Origin of the sequence: Pseudoalteromonas arabiensis, from assembly GCF_001550155.1 — a bacterium.
Taxonomy (GTDB): domain Bacteria; phylum Pseudomonadota; class Gammaproteobacteria; order Enterobacterales; family Alteromonadaceae; genus Pseudoalteromonas; species Pseudoalteromonas arabiensis.
Window position 1 is genome coordinate 40,814 of record NZ_LRUF01000026.1, and the last position, 19,643, is coordinate 60,456.

A 19,643-nucleotide genomic window follows, 5' to 3' on the forward strand; every position below is an offset into this window, starting at 1 on the left:
TTTTATAGTGCAGTGGGTTCAATCATTTTTACATTTAAGATAACCACAGGCGTTTTGGGTACGAAGCTGTAACCTATTTTTTCGTTATAAGCCGTTTCCACACGCATAATTTTATCCAGTGTTTCATAGCCATCCATAACCATGCCAAATACAGCAAATCCCCAGTCACGACCGGGGTTTAAATGATCATTGTCATCCATATTAAAAAAGAATTGGCGTGTCCCTGAGTGTGGTTGTCTGTCTTGATAAGCCATGGCGATACTATACATATCATTTTTTAAACCATTCCCGCTCTCATTAAAAATAGGATCGTACTCGTGTAGGCCATCGTAATCTTTATCGTAGCCACCGCCTTGAATAACGAAATCTCGTTCGTTGTCTTCATCACGTTCTACACGATGAAATACACTCCCTTTGTAGCTACCATCAGCGACATAAGTTAAGAAGTTGTTGACTGTGATAGGGGCGCGAGAACGGTCCATTTCTACTATGATGCTACCGAGTGTGGTGACAATTTCGACACGAGGAAACATGTTGTCTTTTTGGATGAACTTACCCTCAGTTGCACTGAAGGTGTTCTGGCTGAACAGTAAGATAAAACTAAGTATAAAAATGCGCTTCATAGTTAACCTTCCAAATAAGCGATTAATTCTGGGTCAGATACAATGCGGGTAATTAGTTGTTCAGTCAACTTATTAAGCTGACTCTCAATTTTTGCTCTATCGTGTCTTAATGGCCCTTCAAGGTTTGCATTACCACGGTAAACTTTACTAAAGTTACTGTTACTTCTTATTACGCGAATACCCAGCTCAATATTGGCATGACTCGTGTGTGTCATCATTTTTTCGGTGACGATCGCTTGTAATGCATGAATATCTAATTCAAATCGTGTTGTCGCAAGGTTAGAGATACTGGCACCATTTCGGCTAAGGGCGCTATCAAGAGTGCTTTTTACCGATTCAGTCAGGCCTGGACTTGCCAATGTTTTTACTTTATCTGATTCAATAATTTTTAGGGTTACATTATCACCACGCAAATCAATGACGCTAGTACTGATATTTGCATTGATGGATGCAACCTTACCGCCTTTATAAACAGGGTTTAAGATCAGTTGGTTAGGTTGGTTACTACACGCTGTTAGCGCAACTAACATGCTTAAAAGAAGTATTTTTTTCATTTATATTGCTCCATTAAGTTGTCTTTTTTGCACTTAAAACAACAAACTTTTTATTTGAACCCAATAGTTTACAGTTGCCGAACATGCGTTTTAGTTTTTCATGATAATCGAGGTGACGATTACCTATTATTCTTAATTCACCACCTTGTTTAAGTGCCTGCTTAGCTTGTTTAAACATCTGCCAAGCAATGTGATCGGTCACAGCTTGCGCTTGATGAAAAGGGGGGTTGCACAAAACAAGATCTGCACTTTGCGGCTCAAAATCTGTTAAACAATCATTTTGAATAAATTCACAGTTAGCTAATTGCTCAGGTAAATTACTTTGTATATTTAGGCGTGCAGATTCAACTGCCATGTATGATTCATCAACAAAGGTGACATGTGCTTTGGGGCAGCGTTTGAGTGTCATCAGTCCAATCACGCCATTGCCACAGCCCAAATCAATGATGTGGCGTGCTTTACTGGTTTGTGGCAAGTAGTTAAAGAAAAAGCGAGCGCCAATATCTAAAGAATCACGAGAGAAAACATTGGCGTGATTTTGAATCTCAAACTCACTGCCTTCAAGTGGCCAGCTTACAGGAAATGCAGCTTGTTTATTGAGTTGGCTCGTTTTACTGATGATTAAGCGAGATTTCTTAACGGCTAAACTTGTTGATGTTTCGCCAATGAATTGGCTAAACGCTTTAATTGTCGAGTTATGAATGTCTTTGGTTTTGCCTGCTGCAATTATGTCAACATCTTTAGGTAGCGCGGCACTGATTGCAGCAAGTTGATGTTGTAAATAGCCTAAATTTCGTGGCACTTTTAAGATCACTAAATCAACCTTGTTTGGTAATGCCTCTAAAGAGTTTAATTGCGTCAATGAGCTTGTTTCTAAGCCATTTGCTTGTAAATTGTAATATGTTGCTTGATGACTAATATACGAATCATTAACTGAATAAGTGGTTAATTGATTAAACGCACAAGCCAATGCACCAAAGCTGTCATTTAAAATCAGGATTGAATTTGCCTGCGCATGATGCTCCCGTACATAAGTGACAAGGTACTCATCGGCAGAGTCCCAAGCTTGTAGGCTGCGATTTTTTTGATCTAATGGAAAACGTTCTAGGGTATAGGTATTATCGCCGAGTTGTACTTGGGTGGTCATCATGGTTTTAGGGTAAGTATTTAAGTATGGGTAAATTCTAACATGCAACAGCCAAACGCCAAGCCTAATCATTTACCTGAAGGGTTTTATTATCAACAGAAAGCGTTGAGTGCTCAAAAAAGTCTCGATTTGTTTTATTTTTTACAGCAACATTTAAATTGGCAACAGCCCAATATCACTGTTTTTGGTAAAACCCATCCTATTCCTCGTTTGCAGTGCTTTATCGCTGATGAGCAGATTAACTATGCTTATTCAGGCACACAGCTTGTGGTTGAACCTTGGCCTGAGGTGCTTGATGCAATGCGAAAGCGCTTATCCCAACAATTACGCATTCCATTTAATGCGTTGTTGGTAAATTTATATCGTGACGGTCAAGATTGTATGGGATGGCATAGTGATGATGAAAAAGAGCTTGGTGAGCAGCCGACTATTGCGTCTATTTCACTGGGGGCTGAGCGGATATTTAAAATTAAGCACAAACACAGTAATGAAAAACAGAGTATCGTGCTGCAAAGTGGTAGCTGCTTAATAATGAATGGCTTTAGTCAACGTGACTATCAACACAGCTTGCCAAAGCAGCAAAAGCTAATGCATCCCCGTATTAATTTAACCTTTCGCTCGATAATATAAAATTATTGGTAAAATGAGTCATCCCCTTGATATAGTGACGACCAATTATTTTGCTATTAAAGGTCTATGACACATGTCAATGCAACAACAAATTGAGGAAAAGCTCGCAGCGGGTATTGAATGTAAGCACCTAAATGTTGTTAATGAAAGCCATATGCATAGTCGTGGCACAGAATCACACTTTAAGGTAATTGTGGTGAGCGAAGAGTTCGCTGGTAAGCGTTTACTTGCACGCCACCGTCAAATTAATGAATTATTACAAGATGAATTAGCTAATCATATACATGCATTGGCGATTCATACTTTTACGCCCGATGAGTTTTCTGCACAGCAAGGGCAGGCTCCTGAATCACCAACATGTTTGGGTGGTTCAAAGTTCGATTAATCGTATGGTTTGATTAGTAATTTATACTTATATTACTGATCAGACCTGTATTTTAACTATTAGCCTTTAAACTAGCGCTAATTTTTATTGTGATAGATATAGGATGATCAATGGTCATTAAGCCTAAAATTCGTGGATTTATCTGCACTAACGCGCATCCAGTAGGGTGTGCTGAGCATGTACAAGAACAAATTAATTATGTGAAAGCACAGGGGCCACTGAGCAATGCGCCTAAAAATGTATTAGTGATTGGTGCCTCTACTGGTTATGGTTTGGCATCGCGTATTACAGCTGCATTCGGTGGTGGCGCTAAGACTTTAGGCATCTTCTTTGAAAAAGAAGGTAGCGAGCGTAAAACAGGCTCAGCAGGTTGGTATAATACTGCGGCATTCCAAGCAGCTGCTGAAGAAGCGGGTTTATGGTCTAAAAATATCAATGGCGATGCGTTTTCTAATGAAATCAAGCAAAAAGCAATTGATACGATTAAAGCTGACTTAGGTAAAATTGATTTAGTTATCTACAGCTTAGCGTCTCCTCGTCGTACTGACCCAAATACAGGTGAGACATACTCATCAACGCTTAAGCCAATTGGCTCAGATATCACAACGAAAAACTTAAATACGTCTAAGCGTGTGATTGATGAAGTAACAGTTGAAGCGGCAAGCCAAGAAGACATCGACAATACAATTAAAGTAATGGGCGGTGAAGATTGGGAAATGTGGATTGATGCATTAAAAGCAGCCGATGTCCTTGCTGATAACTTCAAAACGACGGCTTATACCTACATTGGTAAAGAGTTAACATGGCCAATTTACGGTCACGCAACGATTGGTAAAGCAAAAGAAGACCTTGATCGCGCAACACAAGCAATCAAAGAATCTACAAAAGGCTTAAATGGTGAAGCGTATGTTTCTTCATTAAATGCAGTTGTGACACAGGCAAGTTCAGCAATTCCTATCATGCCTTTATATATCTCTGCGTTATTCAAAGTAATGAAAGCAGACGGTACATATGAAGGTACGATTGAACAAATCCATGCGCTATTCACTGAAAACCTTTACGGCGAAACGCCACGTTTCGATGACGGCGGTCATTTATTCCAAAACTACAAAGAGTTAGAAGACGATGTTCAAGCTCGTGTTCAAAAAGTGTGGGATACGGTAGACACAGACACCATTGACGAATTAACGGATTATGTGGGTTACCACAATGAGTTTTTACGTTTATTCGGTTTTGGTATTGATAGCGTAGATTACGAGCAAGATGTGAATCCTAATGTGGCGATTTCACAGCTGATTGACTAGTGATTAAATAACGCTGGTTTTGGAAAAGTCGCTTTTTTAAGCGGCTTTTTTGTTTTTAAGAGAAAATAAAACGGCATCAATAGCACTTTGGTCTATATTGAAATTAATTCAAATGGTTTTTTGTAGTCTAAATAACCACATCAGTCGTATAAATTTCATATTTGCTCTCGCATAGTCACCCTGATTGATGTTAAAATTCGGGCAATATATGTGAGGAGTTTACTGCGTTGCTTGTTTGGGTGTGAAACAAGCTGTTTTTAGACACTAAGAACTTAACTTGAGCATATCAAGAAGCGACGTGGTTGGTACGATTTTTCAGTTTCTTTCCGTTAATGTAATGCAAGTGCGTATGATCAACATAAAAAAAGGTCTGGATTTACCCATAGAGGGCGCACCTCAGCAAGTTATTCATGATGGTTCTGCCGTCAAACGTGTAGCTGTGCTAGGTGAAGAATTTATTGGTATGCGTCCAACCATGCATGTTCGTGTGGATGACCAAGTCAAAAAAGGCCAGGTACTTTTTGAAGACAAAAAGAACCCAGGCGTCTTATTTACTGCACCAGCTTCTGGGGTAGTTAAAGAAATTAATCGTGGTGCTAAACGTGTGCTGCAATCTGTTGTTATTGAAGTTAATGGCAGTGAGCAAATCACCTTTGACTCTTTCAAGGCCGACGAGCTTTCAAGCTTAGACCGTGAAAAAGTGAAAGAAGTACTAGTTCAGTCAGGTCAATGGACAGCACTACGTGCTCGCCCATTCAGCAGAGTAGCTGCTTTGGATGCAAATCCTAGCTCTATCTTTGTAACGGCTATCGACACTAACCCGCTAGCTGCAGATCCTGCAGTCATCATTGCTGAAAACACTCCAGCATTTGAAGCCGGTTTAGCTGTGGTATCTCGTTTAACTGACGGCAAAGTATTTGTTTGTAAACAAGCTGGTAGTCAAGTGCCTAGTTCATCAATCCCTCAAGTAGAAGTACATGAGTTTGGTGGCAAACACCCGGCTGGCCTTGTTGGTACACACATTCATCATTTAGACCCAGTTTCTGCTAGCAAACAGGTTTGGCACTTAGGCTACCAAGACGTTATTGCGTTTGGTAACTTATTCCTGACAGGTGAAATCTTCACAGACCGTGTTGTTTCGCTTGCTGGTCCGCGTGTTAAAAACCCACGCTTAGTGAAAACTCAATTAGGTGCATCATTAGATGATTTAGTTGCTGGCGAATTAGAAGACGGTGATAACCGTGTAATTTCTGGTTCTGTGCTGTCAGGCGCTACTTCACAAGGTCCACATGCTTTCTTAGGTCGTTACCATGTTCAAGTATCTGTATTACTTGAAGGTCGCGAAAAAGAATTCTTTGGTTGGATTGCGCCTGGTGCTAATAAGTTCTCTGTAACACGTACCTTCTTATCTCACCTGACTCCGAGCCGTCTATTTAACATGACGACTTCTACAGGTGGTTCGAACCGTGCCATGGTACCAATTGGTAGCTATGAGCGTGTTATGCCTTTAGACATCTTACCTACACTATTATTACGTGATTTAATCGCACGTGATCTTGATGGTGCAATTTCGTTAGGTGCGCTAGAGCTTGATGAAGAAGATTTAGCGTTATGTACTTTCGTTTGTCCAGGTAAATACGAGTACGGTTCAATCCTGCGCGATTGCTTGACTACGATCGAGAAGGAAGGCTAGAGAGATGGGTTTAAAGAAATTTCTAGAAGATATTGAGCCGCATTTTGAACCGGGTGGTAAACATGAAAAGTGGTATGCGCTTTACGAAGCTGCTGCGACTATTTTCTACACGCCTGGTTATGTAAATAAAGGCAAAACACACGTTCGCGATAACATCGACCTAAAACGTATGATGATTTTAGTGTGGATGGCGACGTTCCCTGCAATGTTCTTTGGTATGTTCAACATCGGTCATCAGGCCGCGGGTGCATTAGCACAAGGTTTTGAATTAGCAAACACATGGCAAGTTGGTCTGTTCCAATTATTTGGCGGTGAATTAACTGCTGACTCTGGTTGGGGCGCGAAAATGTTTTACGGGGCCTGCTTCTTCCTACCAATATACGCAGTAACGTTTGCTGTGGGTGGTTTCTGGGAAGTACTATTCGCTTCTGTGCGTAAGCACGAAGTAAATGAAGGTTTCTTCGTAACATCTGTACTATTCGCACTCATTCTGCCGGCAACAATTCCTTTATGGCAAGTTGCATTAGGTATTACGTTTGGTGTTGTAATCGCTAAAGAAATCTTTGGTGGTACAGGTCGTAACTTCCTTAACCCTGCGCTTGCTGGTCGTGCGTTCTTATTCTTCGCATACCCTGCGCAAATTTCAGGTGACACAGTATGGACTGCGGTAGATTCATTCTCTGGCGCAACTATGCTAGGCCAAGCATTCGTTGGTTCACTTGATTACAGCAACATGGAACTATGGTGGAATGCGTTTTACGGTTTCATTCAAGGTTCTGTAGGTGAAACGTCAACATTAGCATTATTAATCGGTGGTTTATTCCTGATTTATGTGCGTATTGCTTCATGGCGTATCGTGCTAGGTGTATTCCTAGGTATGGTTGCAACGGCATTCTTACTAAATACAGTTGGTTCTGAAACTAACGCAGTATTTGCGATGCCTTGGCACTGGCACTTAGTGCTTGGTGGTTTTGCATTTGGTATGTTCTTTATGGCAACAGACCCAGTATCTGCATCATTCACTGACAAAGGTAAGTTCGCTTACGGTGCGTTAATCGGCTTTATGGTTGTAATGATCCGTGTTGTTAACCCGGCATTCCCAGAAGGTATGATGCTAGCAATCTTATTTGCTAACTTATTTGCACCATTATTCGATCACTTTGTAGTGCAAGCTAATATCAAGCGGAGGTTGGCACGTAATGTCTAGTAATAACGAATCAATCGGCAAAACGCTAACCGTTGTTGTTGCACTATGTTTAGTGTGTGCAGTCATCGTATCGTTTGCTTCAGTTCAGCTTCGTCCTTTACAGCAAGCTAACAAAACTCAAGATATTCAACGTAATATCCTAGCGGCAGCTGACATTGACGTTGAAGGCTCTGTATCAGAGACTTTCAATGGCAAAATTGAAGCGCGCGTTGTAGATATGGATACTGGTGAATTTGTTGAAGGCGCAGATCCTAACTCATTTGATTTCGAGAAAACTAAATTCGACCAAGCGCGTAGCTTTGCGTTGAAAGAAGAGGGAATTAAAGACATCGCGGGTATTCAACGCATGACTAAGAATTCACCTGTTTATATCTCGAAAAAAGCAGATGGTTCTACTGATGCAATCATTCTACCTATCCAAGGTTATGGCCTTTGGGGTGTAATGTATGGCTTCTTAGCGCTTGAGAGTGATGGTGAAACTGTTAAGAACATCAATTTCTTCAAGCACAACGAAACGCCAGGTCTAGGTGGTGAAATTCAAAATCCACAGTGGACTGCTAAATGGCAAGGTAAAGAGTTACCAATCAACATCGTGAAAAGTGGTGCAAGCAATGAACATCAAATCGATGGTCTTTCTGGCGCAACATTAACTTCAAATGGTGTTGATCATACAGTTGACTTCTGGACTGGCGAAAACGGCTTTGGTCCTTTCCTTGCGAAAGTACGTGAAGGAGCGTTGAAATAATGGCTGATACTAAAGAAATGAAGTCGGTCCTATTTGGTCCGGTATTCGCAAATAACCCAATCGCACTACAAGTACTTGGTATTTGTTCTGCGCTAGCGGTAACATCAAGCTTAAAAAATGCACTTATCATGTCAATCGCATTGACACTTGTAACAGCATTCTCAAGCTTGTTTATTTCGTCAATTCGTAACCACATCCCATCATCTGTGCGTATTATCGTGCAAATGACGATTATTGCATCATTAGTAATCGTGGTTGACCAAGTATTGCAAGCATTCTCTTATGCAACGGCAAAAGAGCTTTCAGTATTCGTTGGTCTAATCATTACTAACTGTATCGTAATGGGTCGTGCTGAAGCATACGCAATGAAGTCACCACCGTTAATGTCTTTCTTAGACGGTATCGGTAACGGTTTAGGCTACTCAGTAGTACTACTAACTGTTGGTTTCATCCGTGAGTTATTCGGTAAAGGTTCACTATTCGGTGTTGATATTATCCCACTTGTACAAAACGGTGGCTGGTATCAACCAATGGGTCTATTGATTTTACCACCGAGTGCATTCTTCATTATTGGTTTGTTCATCTGGGTACTTCGTACCTTCAAGAAAGACCAAGTAGAAGCAAAAGCGTAAGGGGCGAGCAGTGGAACATTATATTAGTTTATTTGTAAAAGCAGTTTTCATTGAAAACTTAGCTTTAGCCTTCTTCCTAGGTATGTGTACTTTCCTTGCGGTATCAAAGAAAGTAACAACATCAATCGGCCTAGGTGTGGCAGTTATCGTGGTACTAGGTATCTCTGTACCTGTAAATAACTTGGTTTATCACGCTGTTCTTGCACCAGGTGCATTAGAGTGGCTTGGCTACCCAGAAGCAGACCTTAGCTTCTTACGCTTCTTGACATTCATCGGTGTTATTGCAGCACTGGTACAAATTCTTGAAATGGCATTAGATAAGTTCTTCCCTGCACTATACAACGCGTTAGGTATCTTCTTACCACTGATCACAGTTAACTGTGCAATCTTCGGTGCGGTATCTTTCATGGTTGAGCGTAACTATAACTTCGGCGAGTCTGTTGTTTATGGTATCGGTTCAGGTGTGGGCTGGGCGCTAGCAATTACTTTACTTGCTGGTATCCGTGAGAAAATGAAGTATTCAGACGTTCCTGATGGCTTACGTGGTTTAGGTATTACTTTCATCACTGTTGGTCTTATGGGTCTTGGCTTTATGTCATTCTCTGGTATTTCACTTTAATAGGTAGCGAGGATAAATCATGAATGAGATTTTCTTAGGCGTTGGTGTTTTCATCGCTATCGTTGTTATTTTAGTTTTAGTTATCATTGGTGCTAAATCTAAATTAGTAGCAAGCGGCGATATCATCATCGGAATTAATGGCGACCCAGATAAAGCTATTAAAACATCAGCAGGTAGCAAGCTATTAGGTGCCCTAGCTGATTCAGGTATCTTCGTTTCATCTGCATGTGGTGGCGGTGGCTCTTGTGGTCAGTGTCGTGTACACATCAAAGAAGGTGGCGGCGATATCTTACCAACAGAACTTGATCACATCTCTAAAGGTGAAGCGCGTGAAGGCTGCCGTTTAGCGTGTCAGGTAAATGTTAAAAACGACATGGAAATTGAACTTGAAGAGTCAATTTTCGGTGTTAAGAAGTGGGACTGTACAGTTATCTCTAACGATAACAAGGCAACTTTCATCAAGGAACTTAAATTACAAATTCCTGATGGCGAGTCAGTACCGTTCCGTGCCGGTGGTTATATTCAAATTGAAGCACCAGCTCACCACGTTAAATACGCTGATTTCGATATTCCAGAAGAGTATCGTGGCGACTGGAACCACTTCGGTTTCTTCGATCTGGAGTCTAAAGTGGATGACGAAACAATTCGTGCATACTCAATGGCTAACTATCCAGAAGAAGAAGGCATTATCATGCTTAACGTGCGTATCGCTACGCCGCCGCCAAGAGACCTAAGCCTTCCATGTGGTAAAATGTCTTCGTACATTTGGTCACTAAAAGAAGGTGATAAAGTGACTATTTCTGGCCCATTCGGTGAGTTCTTCGCGAAAGACACTGATGCAGAAATGGTATTCGTAGGTGGTGGTGCAGGTATGGCACCAATGCGTTCACATATCTTTGACCAACTTAAGCGTTTAAATTCTAAGCGTAAGATGAGCTTCTGGTATGGTGCGCGTTCTAAGCGTGAAATGTTCTACGTAGAAGATTTCGACGGCTTAGCTGCAGAAAACGATAACTTTGTATGGCACACAGCACTGTCTGATCCACAACCAGAAGATAACTGGGAAGGTTATACAGGCTTCATCCATAACGTACTTTATGAAAACTACTTGAAAGATCATGAAGCGCCGGAAGATTGTGAGTTCTACATGTGTGGTCCTCCAATGATGAACGCGGCTGTTATCAACATGCTTAAAGATCTTGGTGTAGAAGACGAAAACATCTTATTAGATGACTTCGGTGGCTAACACCATACACAAAACAATAAGTTTTGGTTAGAATACAAGCCTCGTAGCACAATGTGTTACGAGGCTTTTTTATTTTTATATCAACGTCACGGTATCCTAAAGGTGAGTGCTATGAATAGAGTGTTTTATCGCCAAGGCTTGATGGCCTTTTTTCTACTAACTATTACTTTACTCATGGCAGGTTGTAGCCAAGCAGATAAAGCTGAGGAGCATTATTTCGAAGGCAAAACCATGGGAACGACTTATCACATCAAGGTATTTGCTGAACCTTCTAAACTAGAAGGGGCTGATTTACATTCTGAAATTAAGCAAGCACTCAAAGATGTAAACCAATCTATGTCGACTTACATTGCTGATTCAGAAATTAACCAGTTCAACCAGTTACCAGCAGGGCAGGTTATGCCGATTAGTGATGATTTCCGTAAGGTTGTGGCTGAGTCAATTCGCCTTGGTGAATCAACAAAAACCCTTGATGTGACAATGGGGCCACTTATTGACTTATGGGGCTTTGGCCCAGATAAAAAGCCGACTAAACGCCCGACTGATGAAGCCTTAGCGGCGATGATTGAAAAGATTGGTGTTGATAAGATTGAATTAACAGATTCAGGCCTTATGAAAACGATAGACGGTTTAGAACTGTCGTTTTCGGCTACGGCAAAAGGCTACGGCATAGATAAAGTTGCAGAGGTTATTGAAAGCCACGGCTTAACAAATTATATGGTTGAGATAGGTGGTGAGCTACGTGTATCGGGTATTAAGCCAGACAACATCACGTGGAAAATTGCAATTGAGCAGCCAGATGCAGAGCCTGGCGTGCGCAAAGTACATAAAGTAATTGAACCAGGTACCAATGGTATTGCCACATCAGGTGACTACAGAATTTTTTATGAAATGGATGGTGTGACATATAGTCACTTAATTGATCCTGTAACAGGCATGCCAAGTCGTCATGACTTAGTGTCGGTCACAGTATTGCATCCTTCAGCAATGACGGCTGATGGCTTAGCAACAGCATTGACAGTTATGGGAATGAAGCGTGCGCAAAAATATGCTGAAGAACATAATCTGCCGGTATATTTAATTGGTAAGTCAGACAATGGCTTAGTCACTTATTCAAGCCCTGCTTTTAAACCTTATTTGTAGCAGGGCAAGAAGCAGTTTATAATGCATACAGCCCAACAGGTTGGGCTCAATTTTATTGCTGAACAATAGGGGCAAAGCAATGTCACTTTTTCTTCTTACATTTGGTCTACTTATTTTAATTGTGGCAGCGATGGCTGTTGGTATGATTGTGCAAAAGAAATCTATGGCCAGTAGTTGTGGCGGCCTAGGTGCTGTTGGTATCGACAAAGCCTGCGACTGCGACGACCCGTGTGACAAGCGCAAAAAGCGCATGGCAAAAGAACAAGTCTGGAAAGAGAATCAAATTCTTTAACCACAAAAAAAGCGCCTTTAGGCGCTTTTTTAATGTTTATTAATTGAGTTTTATGAGTTCTGAACCTAGTACTGCGTATTTTATGGTTTGTCCTTGGTAAAGTAAGAATGCCGCTGAGGCGTGCAATTTAGGTTGTGAATCAAATGCGCCTTGGCACCGGTAAACTGGCCAGTGTGAACGGTTATCTAGTTTCGCGAAATCCCCTGAAAAGCAGCTATAACCTTGCTTTAATAGCTCTTTATAATGCCTCTTATTAAGCTTAATTGGTTCTGTTAAAGAAAAACCTTTACCTGGGTTATAAACGAGCTTGTTGGCATCTATTTGAGTGTAGCCACGGCGAATGCTACTTATATCTCCCAGCTCTTTGATACGTGGTGCATTGCCTTTGTTATTAATGGCTATATCTATTTTGTAATCACCGTAATGGCTCTGTACATTCACATCATCAATAAGTAGATCGACCCAGTTATTACTAGCATTAAAAGGAATTGCATTGTATTGGTTAATGCTGGCTGCTTTCCACGTGCCATTTTGTAGTGTATCGATTATCTCTTTATAAAGTACACGATTTACTTTTCGCGCAACTTGGCGATGAGGGTCGTTCGGATAAGCACCTGATTCAATTAATATAGTGCGAATACCCATTTCGGAAAATGTATCACCAAAGCTTCGATACGAGTAACTGTCGTTATACTTTGCTAGGTGCCCTGGGATCATTGTCTCAATTGTTTTAGCTAAGTGAGCGATAAGCTGCATGGCTTCGCCACGGCTAGTATTAATCTCTCTTGCATCATTATAGGCAGGGGCGAGTACAGAAATAGTAGCTTGATTCCCTTTTTTTCCTGCACCGTAATACGCGTTCTGATCATGCAAGTTAAAGCCAAAGTCAGGTTTAAACTCCTTAGCGGCACGCATGAGTGTTTGCCCCTCTGGGGTCCTCAATGCTTTTGCATCACGGTTTAGATCAATACCTTGTGCATTGTGACGCGTTTGAGCTTTGGCACCGTCAGGATTAATCATGGGAATAATCCTGAGCGTTAGTTTGTCTTGCCAGCTTTGTAGCCAGTTAGCGTTTTCGGGCAAAGTTATAAAATCAAGAAAATCCATAAGTGCAGCGGTTGCCGTGTTTTCATCACCATGCATTTGACTCCACATCATCACTTTTGTGGTGCCAGAGCCTATATCAAGAGCGTAAATGGGTTGACTGTGGTACGATCTACCGAGTTGCTGTAGTGTAATTGCAGGATGCTTGGCTATGCGGTTTAAAACAGGTTTTATATCTGTGAGATTAATCGCTGCTTTATCAAAACCATCAACCTCGTTATTTTCAATTTCAGTGGCAATTATTGGTGTACTGATTAGCAAAGTCATGGCAAGTATACAGCCCCGCATAAGATATCCTTTATTCCTTTTTTTTTTAATGCTAAGAATATTATATTTACATTCGTTTGGCTAACTTTTGTTCACTATTCAAGCTTAAGATAATACTAATTTTGTATACTCTTAAATCAATTTTTTATACTGTTTTCTTTTTGTTTACTTATTTTTGTAATATAAAATCCCCTAATTTTTTAGGTGGTTATCTAAGTTAGCGTTGGGTGTTTACATTTTTTTATAGCTTAATTAAATACTGGTTAACTGAGCACTGTTAATTTTTTCTTGTATGATAAGTTGACTTTGTTATACTCCACATCGAAATTTCAGTAATTACTGAAACTTTATTGATGAAGATCATGTTACCGCATTAAAAAATAGGGTAGAGCAACTACCTTAAATGTGGTGAAAGTTTTAAAAGGCGTGAGTTTTGCGAGCAATTAATCAGTCACAAGGTGTCAAACAGTCTAGTTTAGCTAGATTGCAATTGGCTGCGCGTGCGTTTTTTGCTGGTAAAGAACTAATGTCAGTTTTAGCCTTATTGCTGATTAATTCAGCCATGCTAATCAACGGTACATTAGAAGATGCTCACGGGCTAAGAAGTTTATTAAGCGAAGGTGCTTTATACGAAACACCATTACTTAATGTGTTGAGTTTTTTAGCTTACCCAGTGGTGTCTTGCCAATTACTTATTGGTTTATGCTGGTTGGTCTTCCATTTCTTCCCTGCGCGTCGTGCAGGTGTCATTTTACGTAAAGCGGCCTTCGCAGCGCGTGAAACGATAAAGTCTTTAGTAGTACACAGCGCTCATGGCTGTCGTGCTCCTCCTCGTGTAAATGGTTGTCTGTAAATAAGCTTTGTTGCTTAAGTTCAGCCATTTTAGTCATTTGCTAAGTTGTCTTTACTAAGCACCAAGTGGGCCTTCTGCGTCCAAATTTCAGTCAGCTAACCTAATTATTCCCACATTTTAGCGTGCCGATTTTCTGTGCTCGTTACTTGGCTGGGGATGTCTGTGGCCGTTTTTTGCTACAGAAAAGCGTCGTGTACTTATCGGCAAGTGTTAACTTTTAGGTTGTAGGATATTCCTTTGTCAATTCGTAACCTTTGTAATATTGCTCTAGCGTCTTTAGTGCTGGCTTTGTCTGGCTGTAAAGGCGGGGTACTTGATCCAAAAGGTCAAATTGGGGCTGACGAAAAGTATTTAATTATCGTAGCGACGGTATTAATGCTGATTGTTGTAATCCCAGTTATTGCCATGACAATTTATTTTGCATGGAAATACCGTGATGGACGAGACCAAGAAATTTATGCTCCTAAGTGGGCTCACTCAAACAAGATTGAAGCGGTTGTATGGACCATTCCGATTATTATCGTGGTTATTTTAGGGGTGATCACTTGGCAATCAACGCAAGAGCTTGACCCTTATAAACCACTTGAAGGGAAGGGTGAGCACCTTACTGTAGAAGTGGTGTCTTTAAACTGGAAATGGTTATTTATTTACCCAGAGCAAGGCATAGCAACAGTGAATGAGTTGGTTTTTCCGGCTAACGTGCCTGTTCAATACAAGATCACCTCAGAAAGCACCATGAATTCGTTTTTCATACCTCAGCTTGGTAGCCAAATTTACTCAATGGCAGGCATGGAAACCAAACTTCACTTGATAGCTGATGAACCAGGAACTTTTAAAGGTTTCTCTGCAAATTACAGTGGTGCTGGTTTCACGGGTATGAAGTTTAATGCCATTGCTACCCCAACCCAAGCTGATTTCGATGCATGGGTAAATAAGGTTAAAAATACAGGCTCTGCGCTTACTAAACAGACCTATGTTGAACTTGCTAAGCCAAGTGAGTACGACCCAGTTAAATACTACGCCAGTGTTGATAAAGATATGTTCCATTCAATCGTAATGAAATATATGCAAGCGCATGGCTCACACGGTGCAATGCAACACGCAATGCCAGAGCACTCAGCTCATAAAGGGCATAGCGAGGACGAGGAATAATCATGTCGTTGTTAGGTAAATTAACATTAGACGCAATCCCGTTTCATGAACCAATTATCATGGTTACCATGACGGTGGTCGCTGTCTTAGGCTTGCTAGTGGCAGGCTTAGTAACAAAATATAAAAAATGGGGCGTGCTTTGGCACGACTGGATCACCTCAATTGATCACAAGCGCTTAGGTGTGATGTACATCATTCTTGCGCTTATCATGCTTTTTCGTGGTTTCGCGGATGCCATTATGATGCGTCTACAATTAGCAATGGCTACTGGCGGTGCAAGTGGTTACTTACCACCTGAACATTACGACCAAATTTTTACGGCGCACGGGGTGATTATGATCATCTTTATGGCGATGCCGTTCATGATTGGTTTAATGAACATCATTTTACCGCTGCAAATTGGTGCCCGTGATGTTGCATTCCCATTCTTGAATAATCTAAGTTTTTGGTTAACTGCTGGTGGTGCGATACTCATTAATATTTCACTGTTTTTCGGTGAATTTGCTAAAACGGGTTGGGTTGCTTATCCGCCATTATCTGAGCTGTCGTTTAGTCCGGGTGTGGGGGTCGATTATTATATCTGGGCCTTGCAAATATCCGGTTTGGGTACTTTGTTAACGTCAGTTAACTTCTTAGCGACTGTATTCAAAATGCGTGCTCCTGGCATGACATTAATGAAAATGCCTATTTTTACGTGGGCTTGTACGTGGGCAAATATCTTAATTGCAGCATCGTTCCCAATTTTAACGGCTGTACTGGCAATGCTAACGCTTGATCGTTATCTTGATTTCCACTTCTTCACGAATGAATTAGGTGGTAATGCGATGATGTACATCAACTTATTCTGGGCATGGGGTCACCCTGAAGTTTACATTCTGATCTTACCTGCGTTTGGTATTTTCTCAGAAGTTATCTCAACGTTTGCTGGTAAACGCCTGTTTGGTTATAAGTCGATGGTTTACGCAAGCGGTGCGATTTCTATTTTAGGGTTCATCGTTTGGCTTCACCACTTCTTTACTATGGGCTCAAGCGCTAATGTGAATGCCTTCTTTGGTGTGATGACCATGGTCATTGCAGTACCGACGGGTGTGAAACTCTTCAACTGGTTATTCACTATGTATCGTGGTCGTTTACGTATTACGGTGCCAGTTCTTTGGACTTTAGGTTTCATGGTGACTTTCACTATCGGCGGTATGACCGGTGTGTTACTTGCCATTCCTGGTGCTGACTACGTATTACACAATAGCTTATTCTTAATCGCTCACTTCCATAACACCATTATTGGTGGCGCAGTGTTTGGCTATTTAGCTGGTTTTGCATTTTGGTTCCCTAAAGCAATGGGCTTCAAACTTGATGAAAGCTGGGGCAGAAGATCTTTCTGGTGTTGGTTAATTGGTTTCTTCGTGGCATTTATGCCGTTATACGTGCTTGGTTTCTTAGGTATGACACGTCGCTTAAACCACACAAACAACCCTGATTGGAACATTTGGTTATACATTGCAGCTGGTGGTGCGGTGATCATTATGTTCGGTATCTTGTTCCAAGTAGTGCAACTGGTAGTGAGCTTCAAAAACCGCGAGCAACTCGATGATACAACGGGCGATCCGTGGAACGGTCATACCCTAGAGTGGGCATCTGCATCACCTCCGCAGTACTACAACTTTGCAAAAATCCCCCATGTTGATGACATTGATGCATGGACTGACATGAAAGAAAAAGGCCTAGCTTACAAGCAAGAAGCCTCTTATAGCCCAATTCACATGCCAAAAAATACATCGGCAGGTGTATTAATGAGCGCAGCTTTAACAACTTCCTGTTTTGCCATGATTTGGCATATTTGGTGGCTTGCAGCCTTTGGTTTACTGGGCGCTATCGCGGTATTTATCAAACGTTGTTATACGGCGGATGTTGATTACTACGTGCAACCAGATGAAATTGTTGAACTTGAAACGGCGCACAATACCGCCGCGACTAAAGGGGTGAATGCATGAGTTCTATCACTGCTGATTTAAACACCTTAGATAATACTCATGATCATGTTGATGCACATGACCATGAGCATCACGATACGGGTGGCAACACGGTTTTCGGTTTTTGGTTGTACTTAATGACCGACTGCTTATTGTTTGCTTCTTTCTTTGCAACCTATGCCGTACTGTTTATGAACACAGCCGGTGGCGTGTCTGGCAAAGATATTTTTGAACTTGATTTTGTTGCGGTTGAAACCGCGGCACTCCTACTTAGTAGTATTACCTTTGGTTTTGCGATGATCTCTGCGCATTCGCAGAAGAAGGCCGCTACGTTAACTTGGTTGCTGGTTACCTTTGCCTTTGGTGCCGTGTTTATTGGTATGGAAGTATATGAATTCCATCACCTAATTGCGCATGGTAATGGCCCACAACAAAGTGCCTTTTTAACCTCGTTTTTCTCTTTAGTGGGCTTACACGGTCTGCATGTGACGGCAGGTTTGATTTGGATGACAATCATGATGATCGAAGTTTTACGTCGTGGTTTAAACCCGCAAACAGTGACACGCCTAAGTTGTTTAAGCTTATTCTGGCATTTCTTAGATGTGGTGTGGATCTGTGTATTTACCGTTGTTTATTTAATGGGAGCAATGTAATGAGTCACAGTGAATCACATGTCATTAATAATCTAGAAGTACACGCACATAACGCGCAATCACATAGCAGTATCAAAGACTATTTAGTTGGCTTTCTACTGTCAGTGGTTTTAACGGCTATTCCATTTTGGGCTGTAATTAGTGGGTCGCTTTCAAAACCAGCCACCGTATGGTGCATTGTAACGATGGCTGTTGTGCAAATTTGGGTGCATTTAAAGTACTTCTTGCATTTAAGTTTTAAAACTGAAGACGGCAAGGCCAGCTCATTGTCATTTATCTTCAGCGCTATCATTATCGTAATGGTGGTTGGTTTGTCGGTGTGGATCATCTACGAATCGAACGCCATGATGATGTACTAATAACAATTACTTTGTAATTGATTAAAGAGTTTACGAAAGGAGCTGGTTAGTTTGAGGTTGTGTCTCCAGTTCTTACAGTCTGTTACTAGCTAGTTTCTTTCGTAATTTTGCGTTTGTGCGAAATATTAGAGGAGTCGAGGAAGTGTTTCGACGTTATTTAAATGTCACTAAACCTGGCATTATCATGGGCAACTTAATCTCCGTCGCGGGAGGATTCTTGCTAGCCTCTCGTGGTGATGTTGACCCATGGTTAATGATCGCGACCTTGCTAGGGTTATCTTTAGTCGTAGCATCTGGATGCGCAATCAATAATGTCATTGATCGTGATATTGATGTTGCTATGGCGCGCACTCGCAAACGCGTCACAGTCACTGGCGAAATGTCAGCAAAGGCGGCTATGACACATGGCATCGTGCTTGGTGTTTTTGGTTTCACATTATTAGCAGTGTATACCAACGTAGTGGCACTCTTATTTGCTACGTTTGGTTACGTCATTTATGTTGGTGTATACAGCTTATATATGAAACGTCGTTCTGTGTACGGCACCTTTGTAGGGAGTTTATCGGGCGCAGTTCCACCTGTGGTGGGCTATTGTGCGGTAACTGGGCAGTTTGATGCTGGTGCTGTGATTTTATTGGTAATGTTCAGTTTATGGCAAATGCCTCATTCATATGCAATTGCAATCTTTCGTTATAACGACTACCAAGCGGCCAGAATTCCTGTGCTACCTGTAGCGCAAGGGATTGAGAAGGCAAAGCATCACATTGTTTTATATATCGCCGTGTATGCGTTGGTTGTGATGTTATTAACCATTAGTGGTTATACAGGTTTAGCTTTTATGGCTGTGGCTTGTACAACGAGTTTTTGGTGGTTGCTAATGGCGCTCCGTGGCTATCGTCGCAATATTGATGTAAGCGGCTGGGCGCGCCAAGTGTTTGCTTTTTCAATTGTAAACATCACGGTTTTGAGTATAGCGATGGCTTTAGATTACCATTCGGTAGCTCCACAGCTACTTGTTTTAACTTAGAAAAAAGTTGCTAACATATCCCAATGTTACAGTAGCAA

Annotated in this window: 21 protein-coding genes; 17 read left to right on the forward strand and 4 right to left on the reverse strand. The window is 41.3% G+C overall.

Annotation, left to right across the window (positions count from 1 at the left end; translation table 11 throughout):
- Positions 1 to 2: 2 nt before the first annotated feature.
- From PAARA_RS17330 to PAARA_RS17340, 3 genes are read right to left on the reverse strand one after another with little or no spacing between them, the layout of a single operon-like run.
- Positions 3 to 623, reverse strand: coding sequence for a peptidylprolyl isomerase (locus PAARA_RS17330; RefSeq protein WP_062570258.1), 621 nt, complete (start codon positions 621 to 623; stop codon positions 3 to 5).
- A gap of 2 nt (positions 624 to 625) precedes the next feature.
- The gene (locus PAARA_RS17335) at positions 626 to 1,177 is read right to left on the reverse strand and encodes a YajG family lipoprotein (protein WP_062570259.1); all 552 of its coding nucleotides are present in this window, start codon (positions 1,175 to 1,177) and stop codon (positions 626 to 628) included.
- Between the two features lie 13 nt (positions 1,178 to 1,190).
- Positions 1,191 to 2,324: a methyltransferase gene (locus PAARA_RS17340; RefSeq protein ID WP_062570781.1), complete on the reverse strand. Its 1,134-nt coding sequence runs from the start codon at positions 2,322 to 2,324 to the stop codon at positions 1,191 to 1,193.
- Between the two features lie 42 nt (positions 2,325 to 2,366).
- Between PAARA_RS17340 and PAARA_RS17345 the strand changes: the two genes are divergently transcribed.
- The 11 genes from PAARA_RS17345 to nqrM all read left to right on the forward strand — a co-directional run bounded on the left by PAARA_RS17345 (position 2,367) and on the right by nqrM (position 12,220).
- On the forward strand, positions 2,367 to 2,954 hold the full coding sequence (locus PAARA_RS17345; RefSeq protein ID WP_062570260.1) for an alpha-ketoglutarate-dependent dioxygenase AlkB family protein: 588 nt from the start codon (positions 2,367 to 2,369) through the stop codon (positions 2,952 to 2,954).
- 73 nt (positions 2,955 to 3,027) lie between these two features.
- The gene (locus PAARA_RS17350) at positions 3,028 to 3,339 is read left to right on the forward strand and encodes a BolA family protein (RefSeq protein WP_062570261.1); all 312 of its coding nucleotides are present in this window, start codon (positions 3,028 to 3,030) and stop codon (positions 3,337 to 3,339) included.
- A gap of 110 nt (positions 3,340 to 3,449) precedes the next feature.
- Positions 3,450 to 4,643, forward strand: coding sequence for an enoyl-ACP reductase FabV (fabV, locus tag PAARA_RS17355; RefSeq protein ID WP_062570262.1), 1,194 nt, complete (start codon positions 3,450 to 3,452; stop codon positions 4,641 to 4,643).
- 349 nt (positions 4,644 to 4,992) lie between these two features.
- Positions 4,993 to 6,336, forward strand: coding sequence for a Na(+)-translocating NADH-quinone reductase subunit A (locus tag PAARA_RS17360; RefSeq protein ID WP_062570782.1), 1,344 nt, complete (start codon positions 4,993 to 4,995; stop codon positions 6,334 to 6,336).
- A 4-nt stretch (positions 6,337 to 6,340) separates the two neighbouring features.
- Positions 6,341 to 7,543, forward strand: a complete 1,203-nt coding sequence (locus tag PAARA_RS17365; RefSeq protein WP_062570263.1) for an NADH:ubiquinone reductase (Na(+)-transporting) subunit B — start codon at positions 6,341 to 6,343, stop codon at positions 7,541 to 7,543.
- Positions 7,536 to 8,288, forward strand: coding sequence for a Na(+)-translocating NADH-quinone reductase subunit C (locus PAARA_RS17370; protein ID WP_062570264.1), 753 nt, complete (start codon positions 7,536 to 7,538; stop codon positions 8,286 to 8,288). The genes PAARA_RS17365 and PAARA_RS17370 overlap by 8 nt, the downstream gene beginning before the upstream one ends.
- Positions 8,288 to 8,920 carry an NADH:ubiquinone reductase (Na(+)-transporting) subunit D gene (locus PAARA_RS17375; protein WP_054554281.1) on the forward strand — a complete coding sequence of 211 codons (633 nt, stop codon included), beginning with the start codon at positions 8,288 to 8,290 and terminating at the stop codon, positions 8,918 to 8,920. The genes PAARA_RS17370 and PAARA_RS17375 overlap by 1 nt, the downstream gene beginning before the upstream one ends.
- Positions 8,921 to 8,930: 10 nt before the next feature.
- Positions 8,931 to 9,539 carry an NADH:ubiquinone reductase (Na(+)-transporting) subunit E gene (gene nqrE, locus PAARA_RS17380; protein ID WP_016708692.1) on the forward strand — a complete coding sequence of 203 codons (609 nt, stop codon included), beginning with the start codon at positions 8,931 to 8,933 and terminating at the stop codon, positions 9,537 to 9,539.
- A gap of 19 nt (positions 9,540 to 9,558) precedes the next feature.
- Positions 9,559 to 10,785: an NADH:ubiquinone reductase (Na(+)-transporting) subunit F gene (nqrF, locus tag PAARA_RS17385; protein WP_062570265.1), complete on the forward strand. Its 1,227-nt coding sequence runs from the start codon at positions 9,559 to 9,561 to the stop codon at positions 10,783 to 10,785.
- A 111-nt stretch (positions 10,786 to 10,896) separates the two neighbouring features.
- Positions 10,897 to 11,928 (forward strand): FAD:protein FMN transferase, encoded by a 1,032-nt coding sequence (locus PAARA_RS17390; protein ID WP_062570266.1) that lies wholly within the window; start codon positions 10,897 to 10,899, stop codon positions 11,926 to 11,928.
- Positions 11,929 to 12,007: 79 nt separating this feature from the next.
- Positions 12,008 to 12,220, forward strand: a complete 213-nt coding sequence (gene nqrM, locus PAARA_RS17395) for a (Na+)-NQR maturation NqrM (protein WP_055020649.1) — start codon at positions 12,008 to 12,010, stop codon at positions 12,218 to 12,220.
- Positions 12,221 to 12,259: 39 nt separating this feature from the next.
- Here nqrM and PAARA_RS17400 read toward each other — a convergent pair whose 3' ends face one another.
- On the reverse strand, positions 12,260 to 13,612 hold the full coding sequence (locus PAARA_RS17400; protein WP_062570267.1) for a M14 family metallopeptidase: 1,353 nt from the start codon (positions 13,610 to 13,612) through the stop codon (positions 12,260 to 12,262).
- 412 nt (positions 13,613 to 14,024) lie between these two features.
- Between PAARA_RS17400 and PAARA_RS17405 the strand changes: the two genes are divergently transcribed.
- From PAARA_RS17405 to cyoE, 6 genes are all read left to right on the forward strand, one after another.
- On the forward strand, positions 14,025 to 14,444 hold the full coding sequence (locus PAARA_RS17405) for a hypothetical protein (protein WP_062570268.1): 420 nt from the start codon (positions 14,025 to 14,027) through the stop codon (positions 14,442 to 14,444).
- Between the two features lie 237 nt (positions 14,445 to 14,681).
- A complete protein-coding gene (cyoA, locus tag PAARA_RS17410; RefSeq protein WP_062570269.1) occupies positions 14,682 to 15,596 on the forward strand; it encodes a ubiquinol oxidase subunit II in 915 nt (304 codons plus the stop codon).
- 2 nt (positions 15,597 to 15,598) lie between these two features.
- A complete protein-coding gene (gene cyoB, locus PAARA_RS17415) occupies positions 15,599 to 17,587 on the forward strand; it encodes a cytochrome o ubiquinol oxidase subunit I (protein WP_062570270.1) in 1,989 nt (662 codons plus the stop codon).
- Positions 17,584 to 18,219: a cytochrome o ubiquinol oxidase subunit III gene (cyoC, locus tag PAARA_RS17420; RefSeq protein ID WP_062570271.1), complete on the forward strand. Its 636-nt coding sequence runs from the start codon at positions 17,584 to 17,586 to the stop codon at positions 18,217 to 18,219. The genes cyoB and cyoC overlap by 4 nt, the downstream gene beginning before the upstream one ends.
- The gene (cyoD, locus tag PAARA_RS17425; protein ID WP_062570272.1) at positions 18,219 to 18,578 is read left to right on the forward strand and encodes a cytochrome o ubiquinol oxidase subunit IV; all 360 of its coding nucleotides are present in this window, start codon (positions 18,219 to 18,221) and stop codon (positions 18,576 to 18,578) included. Before cyoC ends, cyoD begins: the two co-directional genes overlap by 1 nt.
- Positions 18,579 to 18,720: 142 nt before the next feature.
- Positions 18,721 to 19,605 (forward strand): heme o synthase, encoded by an 885-nt coding sequence (gene cyoE, locus PAARA_RS17430; RefSeq protein WP_062570273.1) that lies wholly within the window; start codon positions 18,721 to 18,723, stop codon positions 19,603 to 19,605.
- Positions 19,606 to 19,643 lie beyond the last annotated feature (38 nt).

Coding starts and splice junctions, on each gene's coding strand:
- PAARA_RS17330 (WP_062570258.1), bottom strand. CDS start 623: ATGAAGCGCATTTTTATACTTAGTTTTATCTTACTGTTCAGCCAGAAC.
- PAARA_RS17335 (WP_062570259.1), bottom strand. CDS start 1,177: ATGAAAAAAATACTTCTTTTAAGCATGTTAGTTGCGCTAACAGCGTGT.
- PAARA_RS17340 (WP_062570781.1), bottom strand. CDS start 2,324: ATGACCACCCAAGTACAACTCGGCGATAATACCTATACCCTAGAACGT.
- PAARA_RS17345 (WP_062570260.1), top strand. CDS start 2,367: ATGCAACAGCCAAACGCCAAGCCTAATCATTTACCTGAAGGGTTTTAT.
- PAARA_RS17350 (WP_062570261.1), top strand. CDS start 3,028: ATGTCAATGCAACAACAAATTGAGGAAAAGCTCGCAGCGGGTATTGAA.
- fabV (WP_062570262.1), top strand. CDS start 3,450: ATGGTCATTAAGCCTAAAATTCGTGGATTTATCTGCACTAACGCGCAT.
- PAARA_RS17360 (WP_062570782.1), top strand. CDS start 4,993: ATGATCAACATAAAAAAAGGTCTGGATTTACCCATAGAGGGCGCACCT.
- PAARA_RS17365 (WP_062570263.1), top strand. CDS start 6,341: ATGGGTTTAAAGAAATTTCTAGAAGATATTGAGCCGCATTTTGAACCG.
- PAARA_RS17370 (WP_062570264.1), top strand. CDS start 7,536: ATGTCTAGTAATAACGAATCAATCGGCAAAACGCTAACCGTTGTTGTT.
- PAARA_RS17375 (WP_054554281.1), top strand. CDS start 8,288: ATGGCTGATACTAAAGAAATGAAGTCGGTCCTATTTGGTCCGGTATTC.
- nqrF (WP_062570265.1), top strand. CDS start 9,559: ATGAATGAGATTTTCTTAGGCGTTGGTGTTTTCATCGCTATCGTTGTT.
- PAARA_RS17390 (WP_062570266.1), top strand. CDS start 10,897: ATGAATAGAGTGTTTTATCGCCAAGGCTTGATGGCCTTTTTTCTACTA.
- nqrM (WP_055020649.1), top strand. CDS start 12,008: ATGTCACTTTTTCTTCTTACATTTGGTCTACTTATTTTAATTGTGGCA.
- PAARA_RS17400 (WP_062570267.1), bottom strand. CDS start 13,612: ATGCGGGGCTGTATACTTGCCATGACTTTGCTAATCAGTACACCAATA.
- cyoB (WP_062570270.1), top strand. CDS start 15,599: ATGTCGTTGTTAGGTAAATTAACATTAGACGCAATCCCGTTTCATGAA.
- cyoC (WP_062570271.1), top strand. CDS start 17,584: ATGAGTTCTATCACTGCTGATTTAAACACCTTAGATAATACTCATGAT.
- cyoD (WP_062570272.1), top strand. CDS start 18,219: ATGAGTCACAGTGAATCACATGTCATTAATAATCTAGAAGTACACGCA.